Source organism: Pseudomonas sp. GW823-FHT05G12, from assembly GCF_058795575.1.
This window is the reverse complement of the sequence record NZ_CM179501.1, coordinates 4,258,197-4,271,922: the sequence shown is the minus strand read 5'-3', so window position 1 is coordinate 4,271,922 and position 13,726 is coordinate 4,258,197. Positions and strand designations below refer to the sequence as shown.

Below are 13,726 nucleotides of genomic sequence, written 5' to 3'. Positions count from 1 at the left end.
AGCAGGAGCGTTGCGCGTGAATACTCCCTTCCCGATCAATCAGGTGGCTGTGATAGGTGCAGGCACCATGGGCCGCGGCATCGTCATCAGCCTGGCCAACGCCGGGCTGTCGGTGCTGTGGCTGGACTGCAACGCGGCAGCGCTCGAAGCCGGGCTGGGCATGGTCAGCCAAGCCTGGGCCCAGCAGGTGGACAAGCAGCGCATCACCCAGGCCCAGGCCGACGCCTGCCTGGCGCGTGTGCAGGTAGTGGACGGCTATCCGGCGTTGGCGGAGGCCGACCTGGTGATTGAAGCGGTGTATGAAAACCTGGCGCTCAAGCAGGAAATCTTCCGTGCACTGGATGCACACCTCAAGCCAGATGCGATCCTGGCCAGCAACACCTCGGCGCTGGACATCGACGCGATTGCCGCTGTCACCCAGCGGCCGTCCCAGGTCCTGGGGCTGCATTTCTTCAGCCCCGCGCATGTCATGAAGCTGCTCGAAATCGTGCGTGGGACGCACACCGATCAGAAGGTGCTCGACGCCGCCTGTGCGCTGGGCGAGCGCATGGGCAAGGTGGCGATCGTGGCAGGCAACTGCCCAGGGTTCATTGGCAATCGCATGTTGCGCAACTATGTGGGCGAAGCGCGCAAGTTGCTGCTTGAAGGGGCGTTGCCTCACCAGGTGGATGCGGTGCTGCAGCAGTTCGGCTTCGCCATGGGGCCGTTCCGCATGTACGACGTGGTGGGCATCGACCTGGAGTGGCGCGCCCGGCAGTTGGCCGGGCAAGGCATGCATGACCCGCTGGTGCAGGTCGATAACGCGCTGTGCGAGCTCGGTCGTCTCGGGCAGAAGACCGGGCAAGGCTATTACCGCTATGCGCCCGGCAGCCGACAGGCCGAGCATGATCCGCAGGTCGACGCCCTGGTGCTGCAGGTGTCCCAGCAGCTTGGATACCGACGCCGGGGCATCAGTGCCGAGGAAATCCTCGAGCGCTGCCTGCTGGCACTGGTCAACGAAGGGGCGAAGGTTCTCCAGGAAGGTATCGCCGCCAGCAGCGGCGACATCGACCAAGTCTGGCTCCACGGCTATGGCTTCCCGGCTGCCACTGGCGGGCCCATGCGCTGGGCTGACGAACAGGGCGCGCCGTTTATCCTGGCCCGGCTGGAATATCTGCAGGGCGTGCTTGGCGAGCATTGGCGCCCGGCTGGGCTGCTCTACTCACTTGTGGCCGGTGGCAAGCGTTTCGAACCGCGTGGGGAGGTTCAGGCATGAACTACCAGGCGCCCCTTCGCGACATGCGTTTCGTGCTGCATGAACTGTTCGACCTGAGCGGACATTGCCAGCAACTAGGTATCGAACTGGACCGCGACACCCTCGACGGCATCCTTGAGGAGGCCGCACGTTTCACTGGCCAGATCATCGCACCGCTCAATCGCAACAGTGACGAACAGGGCTGTCAGTGGGTGGGCGGTGAGGTCACCACCCCGGACGGCATGCGGGACGCCTATCGGCAATACGTCGAACATGGCTGGGCCAGCATGACCGGGCCGCAGGCCTATGGTGGGCAGGGGCTGCCGCAGATGGCATCGGCCAGCTTCCATGAAATGCTGATGGCGGCGTCGTTGTCGTTCCGCATCTACTCCGGCCTGACCGAGGGCGCGGTCCTGGCGTTGCATCGCCATGGCAGCGAGCCACTCAAGCAGGCCTACCTGGGCCGGATGGTCAGTGGCGAGTGGGCCGGCACCATGTGCCTGACCGAGCCGCAGGCCGGCACCGACCTGGCTTTGCTGCGCACCCGCGCCCAGCCGGAAGCGGACGGCAGCTACCGCATTACCGGCAGCAAGATATTCATCAGTGGTGGCGAGCAGGACCTGACCGACAACATCGTTCACCTGGTACTCGCGCGCCTGCCTGATGCGCCGGCCGGTGTCAGGGGCATCAGCCTGTTCCTGGTGCCCAAGCTGCTGCCCGGTGGCGAGCGCAATGCGCTGGGCTGCGGGGCGCTGGAGCACAAGATGGGCATCAAGGGGGCCTCGACCTGCGTGATGAACTTCGACGGTGCCCAAGGCTGGCTGGTGGGGGAGGCCAACCAGGGCCTGGCCTGCATGTTCACCATGATGAACGATGCCCGCTTCCAGGTCGGCCTGCAGGGGCTTGGTATTGCCGAGGCCGCTTTTCAGGGAGGGCTGGCCTATGCCCGGGAGCGTCTGCAGTCGCGCTCGCTTGCCGGGCCGGTGGCTGCGGAAAAACCTGCCGATCCGATTATCGTCCATCCAGACGTGCGCCGCATGCTGCTGACCCAGAAGACCCTTACCGAAGGCTGTCGCATGCTGGGCATCTACACCGCTCGGCAACTGGATCTGGAGCACGGTGCGATAAGTGCACCGGCGCGCCAGGCGGCAGCTCGGCGGGCGGCGTTGCTGATCCCTATCGTCAAGGCGTTCTTCACCGACGTCGGTCAGGAAGTCGCCAGTCTTGGGGTGCAGGTGTATGGCGGTCACGGCTACATCCGCGAGTGGGGCATGGAGCAGTTGATGCGCGATAGCCGCATCACCCAGCTTTATGAAGGCACCAACGGCATACAGGCCCTTGACCTGATACGCCGCAAGGTCCTGGGGGACGGCGGGGCCGAGCTCAATCTGCTGATCGACGAAATGGCGCTGCACGTCAGGGCTGCCAATGCGCTCGGCGGCCTGCAGGCCATGGCGACGGCCGTGGGGCAACGTTTGGAGGAGTGGCGCGCCTTGTCCGCCCACGTGGTCGAGGCCTGTGAACGTGACCCTCAGGAGTCAGGGGCAGTGTCGGTTGATTTCCTTGCCTACTCGGCCTACGTGCTGTTGGCGGCGATGTGGTTGCAAGCGGCTGTGCGCGCTCAGGCAACGCTTGCCGCCGGCAGCGCGGAAACAGCCTTCTACAGGGCCAAGCTTGACGCCGCAACGTTCTACTGGCGGCGGATCCTGCCCCGCGCCACTGCTCACCGCGAGGCCCTGCTGGGTGGCGCGGATTGCCTGATGGCGCTACCGGCGAGCGATTTCGCGTTCTAGCGCACGGCAAACCACACGAACAAGGAGAGTGCGATGCAGCCTTTCAGCTTTGCCACCACTGCGCAGATCCTCTGCGAACCCGGCGCGGTGCAGCGCCTTGCAGGTCTGTGCCGTGAGCGCGGTGCCAAGCGTGTATTGATCGTCAGTGACCCGGGTATCGCCCGCCTTGGCATGCTCGATGACCTGCTGCCGGGGTTCACGGCAGCCAAGGTCGGTGTGGCGATCTTCAGTGAGGTTACGGCCGACCCCAGCGAGGCATGCGTGCTGGCGGCCGCCCAGCGCGCCCGGCATATCGGCGCCGATCTGGTGGTGGGGTTCGGCGGCGGCAGCTCGATGGATGTGGCCAAGCTGGTTGCGCTGCTGGCCCACCGCGACTGTTCGCAGCCCATCGCCGAGCTGTACGGCATCGACAGGGCCAAGGGCCGCCGGCTGCCGTTGATCCAGGTGCCCACCACGGCAGGTACCGGTTCGGAGGTGACGCCGATCGCCATCGTCACCACCGGTGCCACCACCAAGATGGGCATTGTTTCGCCGCTGCTGTTGCCAGACCTGGCAGTGCTCGACGCCGTCTGCACCCTCGGCCTGCCATCGGCGGTGACTGCTGCTACCGGTATCGACGCCATGGTGCATGCCATCGAAGCCTATACCAGCCGCCTCAAACGTAACCCGCTATCCAGCCTGCTGGCCCGTGAGGCGCTGCGGCTGCTGGCGGATAACCTTGACCAGGCTGTGCACAATGGCGGCAACCTGCAGGCCCGCCAGGCCATGCTGCTGGGGGCTTGCCTGGCCGGCCAGGCCTTTGCCAATGCACCGGTGGCGGCGGTGCATGCCCTGGCCTATCCGCTGGGTGGGCACTTTCATGTTCCCCATGGCCTGGCCAACGCGCTGGTGCTGCCGCATGTGCTGCGCTTCAACCTGCCGGTGGCGGCAGTGGACTACGCCGAATTGGCCGTGCCGCTGTTGGGGGCCCGTTTGCAGCCCGGTGATCAGCGCCAGCAGGCAGAACAATTCGTGGCCGAGCTGGCCGCGCTGAGCAGCCGCTGCGGGTTACCTGACCGCCTGCGCGACGCCGATGTACCGCGTCATCGGCTTGGCCAGCTGGCCGAGGACGCGATGCAACAGCAGCGCCTTTTGGTCAATAACCCGCGTGAAGTCACCCAGGCCGATGCGCTGGCCATCTACGAGGCGGCCTACTGATGAGCTACCTCCGGCAACGTGAACACTATCGGCACTTCACGCCTATAACCACCCGGTGGCACGACAACGATGTCTATGGCCATGTGAACAATGTGGTCTATTACAGCTTTTTCGACAGCGCCGTGAACCGCCTGCTGCTGCGGGAGGGCGGGTTGGATATCGACCAGGGGAGGGTGATCGCGCTGGTGGTCAGCTCCGCCTGCGACTACCAGGCGCCGGTGGCCTTCCCGCATGACATCGAAGTGGGCCTTGCGGTGGGCCGGTTGGGCAACACCTCGGTGCACTATCAGTTGGCCGTGTTCCTTGCCGGTCAGCCATTGGCCTGCGCCACCGGCCGCTTCGTCCATGTATTCGTCGACCGCGAAGGGCGGCGCCCGGTGCCGGTACCTGAATGCCTGCGGCGCGTGTTGAGCGAACTGCAGCCCCTATCCCCTGAGGAAGATCCATCATGAAAGACGCCGTGATCGTCGCCACTGCTCGCACACCTATCGGCAAAGCCATGCGTGGTGCCTTCAACGACCTGAAAACCCCCAGCATGACGGCTGTCGCTATCCGCGCCGCGGTAGAGCGGGCCGGTATCGAACCGGCGCAGGTCGATGACCTGGTGCTGGGGACTGCCATGCAGAGCGGCACTGCGGCGATCAACCCGGGTCGGCTGTCGGCGCTGGCCGCCGGCCTGCCCCAATCGGTCAGCGGACAAACCGTCGACCGCCAGTGCGCTTCAGGCCTGATGGCCATTGCCACGGCGGCGAAGCAGATCATGGTTGATGGCATGCAGGTGACCATTGGCGCAGGCCAGGAGCAGATCAGCCTGGTGCAGCAGGTGCACAACCAGCTGGCCAGTGAGGCTTATGACCCCGCAGTGTTGCGCATGAGCGAGCACGCCTACATGCCGATGCTGCAAACGGCCGAACGGGTGGCCCGGCGTTATGGCATAAGCCGCGAAGCACAGGATGTCTACGCCCTGCAGTCTCAGCAGCGCACGGCGGCGGCGCAGGCGGCAGGGCTGTTCGCCGCTGAAATCGTGCCGGTGATCGCACGCAAGAAGGTGGTTGACAAGCTGACAGGTGTCGTCAGCCATGAAGAGGTGCGCTTGACCCAGGACGAAGGGAACCGGCCGGCGACGACCCTGGCCGATCTGCAGGGGCTCAAGCCCGTGGTCGAAGGCGGTTGTGTCACGGCCGGCAATGCCAGTCAGCTGTCCGATGGCGCCAGTGCCTGCGTGCTGATGGAGGGTGCGCTGGCGGCGCGCTCGGGCATCGCGGCCCTGGGGCTTTACCGCGGTATCGCCGTGGCTGGCCTGGCCCCCGAGGAAATGGGCATCGGCCCGGTATTGGCGGTGCCCAAGCTACTGCGCCAGCAGGGCCTGACGGTAGACGATATCGGGCTATGGGAGCTGAACGAGGCGTTTGCCTGCCAGGTGCTGTATTGCGCCCAGCAGTTGCAGATCGACCCGGCGAAACTGAACGTCAATGGCGGCGCCATTGCTATCGGCCACCCCTACGGCATGAGCGGCGCGCGGATGGTCGGCCATGCCTTGCTGGAGGGCAAGCGACGTCAGGTGAAGTACGTGGTCGTGACGATGTGCGTGGGCGGCGGTATGGGCGCAGCAGGCCTGTTCGAAGTGCTTTAGGCCGGTATCCAAGGTCAGCCCATGGCGTTACCGGGACGCAGGCGCAACCTGCGCCCACGGTGTCCCGGCCAGGGCTGGTTATGAGCCTACAGCAACCGCGTGGCGCGAAGCTGGCTGTGGCAATTGGCGGAAGCCATCACGGATGGCAGCGATCAGTTCCGCGTCCTTGACGGGGCACAACCCGGGGAACGGTTTGTTGGCATGGGTGAGCACGGCTTCGACGCTTTCCTGGTTATCCAGGTAAACCTGCCTGATTGCCTGGCTTTCCAGGTCCTTGATGTTGCTGCAGTTCAGCGCGTGGTGAATGGCGAGCCCGGCGCCAAACGCCAGGGCCGGGGTTGCAATACCGTGCTTGCGGGCCAGGTCGATGCTGCTGAGGATGCGTTCGTTGCGTTGCAGCTTGCGCAAGGGGTCGCGGCCTACCCGGGCGCAGGGGTCTTTGAACGAGGTTTTGCAGCGCTCGAGAAATGCCTCGGCAAAGCGGCTGACCACCTCGGCCATCTGTGGGTATTCGGCCACCAGTGCGGGCGCGACCTCCTGGCGAATCAGGCGCTCGGCCAGTTCACTCACCCGCGCATCGCCCATGCCCTGGCCGACCCAGGCATGGCCCAGCAGGCTGGCGTACCAGGCCACGATGGCATGCGGGCCGTTCCACAGGCGGTTCTTGATGATCTGGATCTGGGCGATGTCTGGCACTGTCTTCACCTGGCGCAGGCGTTCGAGCAGATCGCTGCCGCGTTCGGCGTAAAGCGGCATGTCAGCTTCGCTGTTGAACAGCACCAGATGCAGTTGGCTCATGGCGCTGCTGGGCTGTGCAAAGGGCCTGAAGTGGCCGATCAGCCGTTCGTACTCTGGTAGCGGCGTTGAAGGTTTGCGTGTGCTTGCGGGCTCGTCTTCCAGGCTGTTCTGGAACATCTGCGACTTGATGCGCAGCTGCCGTACCAGCGCGTCATTGCCCAGTTTGGACACGATGCGGCTGACCACCGTTTCGGCGAAATGGGTCTTCTGCAAAACCTGCTCGCTGATCGCAGGCGGGCACAGTAGCGACAGCTCGGCTTGCACATGACGCCGCACGAACGCCGCACCGCCAACCTTGTTCAGCACGATCAGCAGGGTCAGCTCCCGGCCTCGGCGCTCGAAGCGTTGCAGCAGGCCTTGGGCGATCACTTTGGCCTGGCTTCTGATGGCCTGCTGGGGCAGGCTCAGGCCGATGATTTCGGCAGTGGTGTACATGCCGATGACGGCGTCGTCGTCATCCATGTCGATCATGCGCACGTTGTCGATGGTCTGGTCGAACGACGTGGCACCGTAGCGCACGCTGTAGCGGCCGAAGGCGCTGACGCTTTCGCGCAGCATGCGCGAGCGGGTTGCGGCAATGATTTCACGCGGTCGGGTGTAGCCGTCCCAATGGGAAAATACCTGCGTCAGGTAACCGCCGCCGATGGCGCCGAAACCATGAATGCCCACGCTGAACTGGTTCATCGAGGCCGGGAACGGCTCGCTCAATGCAGGCATACCCAGGTCGGGTACGCACTCGCTCAGGTCGGCGAGAAATTCATGCATGCTGCGGTAGGCTTTGAGCGCGCCTGCCTTGATTTCCGGCGCAGGCGGCTTGATGTCCTCGATCAGGATCGCCTGCCCTTCGGCGCGCATCGCTGACAGCATGCCGTTTTCCGAGTCCTCGACCATGAAGCACTGGCCTGGCTCGCAATTGAGCGCGCGGGCGGCTGTCAGGAAAATCTCGGGGTGGGGTTTGCCTTGGCTGACTTCATCGCCACAAACGGTGATGTCGAAGTACTTCAGCACGTTGGCGTTGATCAGGTATTCCTCGGCGATGGCACGGCGGCTGGAGGTGGCCACCGCCATGGTCAGGCCCGACTTGCGCAGGCGCTCCAGCACCTCCAGCAGGCCGGCCTTGATCGGTACGCCGTGATTGCGCACATACTCCAGTTCAAGTTCATCCGCGCGTTGGCGGATTTGTGCGTACGGGAAGTCTTCGCCGTTATGCGCCTTGGCGAGGGCTTCGGCCTTCTTTGCGCTCAGGCCCAGCGAGCCAATCAGGGTCTGCTCGCTCAGCGCTTTGCCGAAGATTTCCAGAGAGGCTTGCTTGAGTGTCCTGAAGCGCAGGCGCTCGGTGTCGAAGAGGGTGCCATCCATATCGAAGATGGCGCTGAAAATCTGTTTACCGTGAAAGAAAAGCATTGGCTGTTGCCCCTTGTCGTTGCGTCAGGCATCCCGCCTGTAACAGGCGAGTACGGTGTGTGAGCTGCAGTGGGGGCAGTCAGGTCGGGGGCACACGTTCGACAGGGGGACGCTCAGGGGTGACACAGAGGTAAGGCGGGGCGGAGCGGGGTGTGCAGAGGAGGTTGGCAACCGTTGCGGCGAGGCGGGTGGCGCGTTTGGCCTTGAGGTCACGCCCACTGGCTGCAGTCGGTTTCGCAGGCAGTGGGCGCAAATAGCGATGGATACGTGTGATTCCAGGCATGAGGTGCTTTGCTTCCTTTTCGTCATGGGTGATCCTTTTTCAGCCTTGCACGTATGCGCCGCGACATGCAAGGCTTGGCCTCCCGCTCGCATTGCGCAACAAGGTGAACCCCAATGACCCAAGCTACCGACCAGGCCTTTTACGATCGTGCCGATGCGCACATCGAACTGGCGAACCAGCAGATCGAAAAGTTCGAGGACCTGGGCAAGGTAAGCGCCTCGCTGACCTTCGGTGCCGCGCGCTTCAGCGCCTGGATGAGCGCCCGCAGCTTCAAGAGCGGCGCGGAGCTGGGAGCGGCACGGGAAGAGATTCTGAAGTACTTCTGTGATCAGTACCGGATGATGCTCGAGGACAACCTCGATGAGCATATCGAGCATTTTGACCGGTACATGCTGGGCAAGAACGACTAAGCCAGGTGCGCCGCTTCCCTCAGCGATTTGGCCATTTCTGCAGCAGGATCGAAACGAATTTCTCCGCAGCCGGCGACAGCGATGCGCCGCGCCGGTACACCAGCCCTAGCGTGCGGGTGACTTGCGGCTCGATCAACGGCACGCTCACCAGCGTGGGGTGGTCGGCATTGGGCATGGCCAGGCTGGGCATGGCCGACACACCCAGCCCGGCCTCGACCATGCCCAGTGACGTGGACAGGTGTTGCACTTCGTAGAACCACTTGGGCCGCAGGTTGAGCCCGGACAACGCATGGTCCAGCAGCATGCGGTTGCCACTCAGGCGGCCGACGCCGATCAGGCGGTAATCAGCCAGCTCTGTCCAGGTAACGGAGGCGCGATTCGCCAGTGGGTGGTCACGCCGGCAGGCCAGTACAAAGTGCTCCTGCACCAGCGAGACAAACTCGATGTCCGGGTGCTGGCCGCTCATCATGTTGATGCCGAAGTCGGCCTCGCCGCGCAGTACGGCTTCGAGCCCGTCGTTGGCGCTAAGGTCCAGCAGGCGAATGCGGATTTTCGGGTATTGCTCGTTGTAATCGCGGATCACCGACGGCAGGAAGTAGAACGCCGCGGTAGGAATGCAGGCGAGGGTAACCTGACCGGTCTGGCGCTCGGCCAGCTCGCGGATGCTGAGGATCGAGTCTTCAAAATCATCCAGCAGGCGCCTGGCCTTGGGCAGGAAGTCGCGGCCCACGCTGGTCAGGCTGACCCGGCGAGTGGTGCGTTCCAGTAGCGAGGTGCCCAGGCCTTCCTCCAGTTTCTTGATCCGCCGGCTCAGGGCCGGCTGGGACAGGTGAAGCGCTTCTGCGGCCTCATGAAAACTGCCAAGTTCGGCGATTTTCACGAAAGATCTGATGTCTTGCAGCTCATATTCCATAAGAAACCTTCGACTGGCCTGGCGCTATATTGATGTTTGAATCGCAATAATAGCTACGATATTTGCATTGGATTGATTTATCCATCCCTGTCACTCTTTTGCTCACAGCATCAATGATGTCCATTGATCAACAAGAGTGCGAAATCATGCAACGAATTCCTTGCGTACTCATGCGCGGCGGTACCTCCAAAGGGCCGTTCTTCCACGCCTGGGACCTGCCTGCCAATGTGGTCGAGCGCGACGAATTGCTGATCAACCTGATGGGCTCTGGCCATGAGCTGGAAATCGACGGCATCGGTGGCGGCAGCCCGCAGACCAGCAAGGTGGCGATCATCAGCCCGTCATTGCATGCCGACGCCGACGTCGACTACCTGTTCGTGCAGGTGATGGTCGCACAGCGCCGGGTCGATACGGCCCCCAACTGCGGCAACATGCTGTGTGCGGTTGGGCCGTTCGCCATCGAACAGGGGTTGGTAAAAGGCCAGGAAGGCAAGACCTTGGTGCGCATTCGCAACCTCAACACCGGCACCTTCGTCAATTCGCTGGTCGAAACGCCCGGCGGTATCGTGCGCTACGAAGGCCGCACGGCGATCGATGGGGTACCGGGCACTGCCGCCCCGGTGCACCTGACCTTCCTCGACGCGGTTGGCAGCAAGACTGGCAAGCTGTTCCCCACGGGCAAGGCCCAGGACGTGATTGATGGCGTGCCGGTGACCTGCATCGACATGGCCATGCCGATGATGGTGGTAGAGGCCAGCCAGCTGGGGGTCAGCGGCTCGGAAACCCCTGCTCAGCTAGACGCCAACAGCGCGCTGCTCGAACGCCTGGAAGCGTTGCGGCTGAAGGCCGGAAAGGCCATGGGCCTGGGCGATGTCAGTGGCATGGTCATCCCCAAGCCAGTGCTGGTGTCCAAGCCGCGCTACGACGGCACGCTGCAGGTTCGCTATTTCATGCCACACAACTGCCATCGTGCCTTGGCGATCACTGGAGCCGTGGGGCTGGCGACTGCCTGCGTCAGCCCTGGCACCGTGATTGCCGACCTGTTGGGCGAAGGCGCGCAGCAACTGGCCGAGGTCCGCCTGGAGCACCCAAGTGGCGGCATCGATGTTGCGCTGACGCGCAGCGGTGCCGATGGCCAGACCATCCAGGCTTCGGTGGTGCGAACCGCCCGGCGGCTCTTCTCAGGGTTCGTCTACGCCCCTACATTCCGCAGGTTGGCCGGGTAGTTCCAGGCACCGATCCAGACCTGCACATTCGTAACAAGCGCATCCGCACAATTTCAACAATGGGTGATGCCATGAGACTCGCCAAATCGCTGTATTTCCAGATTCTCTGCGCCGTCCTGCTGGGCGTGGTGGTCGGACACTTCTGGGCGCAACAGGCCGTGGCCCTCAAGCCGCTGGGTGATGCGTTCATCAAGCTGATCAAGATGATGATCGCGCCGGTGGTGTTCTGCACCATCGTCACCGGCATCGCCGGCATGACCGACAAGCGTTCCCTGGGCCGCTTGATGAGCAAGACCCTGCTGCTGTTCCTGGGTCTGACGGTGGTCAGCCTGGTGATCGGACTGGCGGCGGTCTATCTGTTCAAGCCAGGTGCCGGCATGAACATCGATCCTGCCACCCTGAGCACGGCGGGCCTGAGCCAGTACACCGCGTCGGCTGCCAAGCTGAGCGTGGTGGACTTCTTCATGCACATCATCCCGGACACCTTCATCGGTGCCTTCAACAAGGGTGAGGTCTTGCCGGTCCTGTTCATCGCCGTACTCAGCGGTTTCGCCCTCTCGTCGATGGGCGAAAAGGGCAAGCCGGTACTGGACGTGCTGGAGTCGGCCTCGACCATGGTGTTTCGCATCTTCGGCTACCTGATGCGCTTTGCCCCGGTCGGCGCTTTCGGCGCACTGGCATTCACCGTGGGCCAGTACGGGATTACGTCCCTTGGTGCGCTGGCCAAGCTGGTGGGGACGTTGTACATCGCCTGCGCCTTCTTCGTGCTGGTGGTGCTCGGTGGCATCTGCCGCGCCCATGGCTTCAGCCTGTGGAAGTTGCTGCGCTATTTCCGCGAAGAGTTCCTCGTGGTGCTGGGTACTTCCTCAACCGAGCCGGTGCTGCCGCGCATGCTCGAGAAACTCGAGAAGCTTGGGTGCAAGAAAGGCGTAGTTGGCCTGGTGCTGCCCACTGGCTACTCGTTCAACCTGGACGGTACTGCCATCTATCTGTCGTTGGCAGCCGTGTTCATCGCGCAGGCTTGCAACATCGACCTGAGCCTGGGCCAGGTGGTCACTATGCTGGCGATCATGCTGCTGTCCTCCAAGGGTGCGGCAGGTGTCACCGGCAGCGGTTTCGTGGCCTTGGCCTCGACCCTTACCGTGATCCACGACATTCCCCTGGCCGGCCTGGCCCTGTTGATCGGGGTCGACCGCTTCATGTCGGAAGCCCGTGCGCTGACGAGTCTTGCCAGCAACGCAGTGGCGACGGTGGTGGTTTCGCTGTCGGAAAACGCCTGTGACCGCCAGACGCTGCACAGCCGCCTGAATGGCGAGCCGGTGGTCAGCCCCGTCGCTGAAACAGCCGACTGGGTCGCCGAACCACACCGCCACGGCTGAGCCTCGACACCCTCAAGCTTTTTGCAGGCCCCCACCAGGCGTTGCCGGGTGGGGGTCAGGGGGCCGTCTGCGCTGCAGGTGGCCACGTAGACAATAAAAACAAGAGAACAAACCATGCTCGCACTTCTGGGCCTGATCATGGTGGTGACCTTCACCTACCTGATCATGAGTAAACGCCTGTCCCCGATCGTCGCGCTGACCATCGTGCCGATTGTTTTCGCCCTTGTTGGCGGTTTCGCGCCAGACCTGGGCAAGATGATGCTCGATGGGCTGAAAATGGTCGCACCGTCTGCCGCGCTGCTGCTGTTCGCCATCCTGTTTTTCGGCCTGATGATCGACGCCGGCCTGTTCGACCCGCTGATCCGCAAGATTCTCAAGCGGGTGAATGGCGACCCGATAAAGATCGCCATCGGCACCGCCTTGCTATCGCTGCTGGTGGCGCTGGACGGTGACGGCACCACGACCTACATGATTACCTGCGCCGCCATGCTGCCGCTGTACAAGCGCATCGGCATGAACCCGATGATCCTGGCGACCGTATCGATGCTGTCATTGAGCATCATGAGCGGCATGAGCCCGTGGGGTGGTCCCGCCACCCGTGCCATTGCAGCGCTCGGCCTGGATGCGACCGAATACTTCATTCCGATGTTGCCCACCGTCATCGGTGGGGCGGCATGGGTCGTGTTCACCGCCTACCTGCTGGGCCGTGCCGAGCGCCGGCGTATCGGCAATATTGCCCTGGAGTCCGGTGGCGGCAACTGCTACATCAAGGAAATCCTCGGCGACAATCCGCACAAGCGCCCGCGCCTTGCCTATGTGAACCTGGTGCTGGTGATCGCCGTGATGACCGCGCTGGTGCTGGGGCTGATGCACGCGGCCATCCTGTTCATGATCGGTTTCGTCGCCGCACTGATGATCAACTACCCGCAGCTGGACCTGCAGAAAGAGCGCATTCTCGCCCATTCGGGCAACGCCATGACCGTGGTGCTGCTGGTGTTCGCCGCGGGCATCTTTGCCGGTATTTTCTCGGGTACCAAGATGGTCGATGCATTGGCCCAGACGCTGGTGGACTGGATCCCGGAAGCGTGGAGCCACTGGTTCCCGCTGGTGGTGGCGCTGACCAGCATGCCGCTGACCTTCGTGCTGTCCAACGATGCGTACTACTTCGGCGTTGTGCCGATCCTGGCCAATGCCGCGGCCGCGTACGGCATCGACCCTGTAGAGATCGCCCGCGCTTCGGTGCTGGGGCAGCCGGTGCACCTGATGAGCCCATTGGTAGCCTCGACCCTGCTGCTGGTGGGCATGGTCGACCGCGATATCGGTGATTTCCAGAAAGCCACCTTCAAGTGGGCCGTGCTCACCTCTCTGGTGATCACTGCGCTGGCACTGCTGACGGGCGCCTTGTCCTTCATGGTTTGAAGCACCCAGGGCGCCGCTCGGCGCCCCGCTGACTCAC

11 protein-coding genes are annotated in these 13,726 nt (G+C 63.4%); 9 read left to right on the top strand and 2 right to left on the bottom strand.

Features of this window, described 5'->3' with window-relative positions:
* Window positions 1–16 precede the first annotated feature (16 nt).
* Genes AC3RCM_RS19495 through AC3RCM_RS19475 form a run of 5 tightly spaced genes read left to right on the top strand, consistent with a single transcriptional unit; the run spans window position 17 to window position 5,857 of the window.
* On the top strand, window positions 17–1,255 hold the full coding sequence (locus AC3RCM_RS19495; protein ID WP_492629083.1) for a 3-hydroxyacyl-CoA dehydrogenase: 1,239 nt from the start codon (window positions 17–19) through the stop codon (window positions 1,253–1,255).
* Window positions 1,252–3,027 carry an acyl-CoA dehydrogenase C-terminal domain-containing protein gene (locus tag AC3RCM_RS19490; protein WP_064492349.1) on the top strand — a complete coding sequence of 592 codons (1,776 nt, stop codon included), beginning with the start codon at window positions 1,252–1,254 and terminating at the stop codon, window positions 3,025–3,027. The genes AC3RCM_RS19495 and AC3RCM_RS19490 overlap by 4 nt, the downstream gene beginning before the upstream one ends.
* Window positions 3,028–3,060: 33 nt before the next feature.
* Window positions 3,061–4,224: an iron-containing alcohol dehydrogenase gene (locus AC3RCM_RS19485; RefSeq protein WP_020192317.1), complete on the top strand. Its 1,164-nt coding sequence runs from the start codon at window positions 3,061–3,063 to the stop codon at window positions 4,222–4,224.
* Window positions 4,224–4,676, top strand: a complete 453-nt coding sequence (locus tag AC3RCM_RS19480; protein ID WP_409322430.1) for an acyl-CoA thioesterase — start codon at window positions 4,224–4,226, stop codon at window positions 4,674–4,676. The genes AC3RCM_RS19485 and AC3RCM_RS19480 overlap by 1 nt, the downstream gene beginning before the upstream one ends.
* The gene (locus AC3RCM_RS19475) at window positions 4,673–5,857 is read left to right on the top strand and encodes an acetyl-CoA C-acyltransferase (RefSeq protein WP_070384167.1); all 1,185 of its coding nucleotides are present in this window, start codon (window positions 4,673–4,675) and stop codon (window positions 5,855–5,857) included. Before AC3RCM_RS19480 ends, AC3RCM_RS19475 begins: the two co-directional genes overlap by 4 nt.
* A 78-nt stretch (window positions 5,858–5,935) precedes the next feature.
* Here AC3RCM_RS19475 and mtlD read toward each other — a convergent pair whose 3' ends face one another.
* Window positions 5,936–8,059 (bottom strand): bifunctional mannitol-1-phosphate dehydrogenase/phosphatase, encoded by a 2,124-nt coding sequence (gene mtlD, locus AC3RCM_RS19470; protein ID WP_492629082.1) that lies wholly within the window; start codon window positions 8,057–8,059, stop codon window positions 5,936–5,938.
* A gap of 396 nt (window positions 8,060–8,455) precedes the next feature.
* Between mtlD and AC3RCM_RS19465 the strand changes: the two genes are divergently transcribed.
* A complete protein-coding gene (locus tag AC3RCM_RS19465) occupies window positions 8,456–8,752 on the top strand; it encodes a DUF3144 domain-containing protein (RefSeq protein ID WP_004577437.1) in 297 nt (98 codons plus the stop codon).
* Window positions 8,753–8,771: 19 nt separating this feature from the next.
* On the opposite strand, the gene AC3RCM_RS19460 is transcribed toward AC3RCM_RS19465, so the two are convergent.
* On the bottom strand, window positions 8,772–9,665 hold the full coding sequence (locus tag AC3RCM_RS19460; RefSeq protein WP_003247268.1) for a LysR family transcriptional regulator: 894 nt from the start codon (window positions 9,663–9,665) through the stop codon (window positions 8,772–8,774).
* A gap of 146 nt (window positions 9,666–9,811) precedes the next feature.
* Between AC3RCM_RS19460 and AC3RCM_RS19455 the strand changes: the two genes are divergently transcribed.
* The 3 genes from AC3RCM_RS19455 (at window position 9,812) to AC3RCM_RS19445 (ending at window position 13,689) form a co-directional block, all read left to right on the top strand.
* The gene (locus AC3RCM_RS19455) at window positions 9,812–10,891 is read left to right on the top strand and encodes a 4-oxalomesaconate tautomerase (RefSeq protein ID WP_020191614.1); all 1,080 of its coding nucleotides are present in this window, start codon (window positions 9,812–9,814) and stop codon (window positions 10,889–10,891) included.
* A 71-nt stretch (window positions 10,892–10,962) separates the two neighbouring features.
* Entirely contained in the window at window positions 10,963–12,270 is a 1,308-nt protein-coding gene (locus AC3RCM_RS19450) for a dicarboxylate/amino acid:cation symporter (protein WP_026031899.1), read from the top strand.
* A 114-nt stretch (window positions 12,271–12,384) separates the two neighbouring features.
* Window positions 12,385–13,689: a CitMHS family transporter gene (locus AC3RCM_RS19445; RefSeq protein ID WP_104887274.1), complete on the top strand. Its 1,305-nt coding sequence runs from the start codon at window positions 12,385–12,387 to the stop codon at window positions 13,687–13,689.
* The last annotated feature ends 37 nt before the right edge of the window (window positions 13,690–13,726 follow it).

Bases quoted from the DNA above. Each gene is read 5' to 3' on its own strand.
- AC3RCM_RS19490 (WP_064492349.1), top strand. From the start codon at position 1,252: ATGAACTACCAGGCGCCCCTTCGCGACATGCGTTTCGTGCTGCATGAA.
- AC3RCM_RS19485 (WP_020192317.1), top strand. From the start codon at position 3,061: ATGCAGCCTTTCAGCTTTGCCACCACTGCGCAGATCCTCTGCGAACCC.
- AC3RCM_RS19480 (WP_409322430.1), top strand. From the start codon at position 4,224: ATGAGCTACCTCCGGCAACGTGAACACTATCGGCACTTCACGCCTATA.
- AC3RCM_RS19475 (WP_070384167.1), top strand. From the start codon at position 4,673: ATGAAAGACGCCGTGATCGTCGCCACTGCTCGCACACCTATCGGCAAA.
- mtlD (WP_492629082.1), bottom strand. From the start codon at position 8,059: ATGCTTTTCTTTCACGGTAAACAGATTTTCAGCGCCATCTTCGATATG.
- AC3RCM_RS19465 (WP_004577437.1), top strand. From the start codon at position 8,456: ATGACCCAAGCTACCGACCAGGCCTTTTACGATCGTGCCGATGCGCAC.
- AC3RCM_RS19460 (WP_003247268.1), bottom strand. From the start codon at position 9,665: ATGGAATATGAGCTGCAAGACATCAGATCTTTCGTGAAAATCGCCGAA.
- AC3RCM_RS19455 (WP_020191614.1), top strand. From the start codon at position 9,812: ATGCAACGAATTCCTTGCGTACTCATGCGCGGCGGTACCTCCAAAGGG.
- AC3RCM_RS19450 (WP_026031899.1), top strand. From the start codon at position 10,963: ATGAGACTCGCCAAATCGCTGTATTTCCAGATTCTCTGCGCCGTCCTG.
- AC3RCM_RS19445 (WP_104887274.1), top strand. From the start codon at position 12,385: ATGCTCGCACTTCTGGGCCTGATCATGGTGGTGACCTTCACCTACCTG.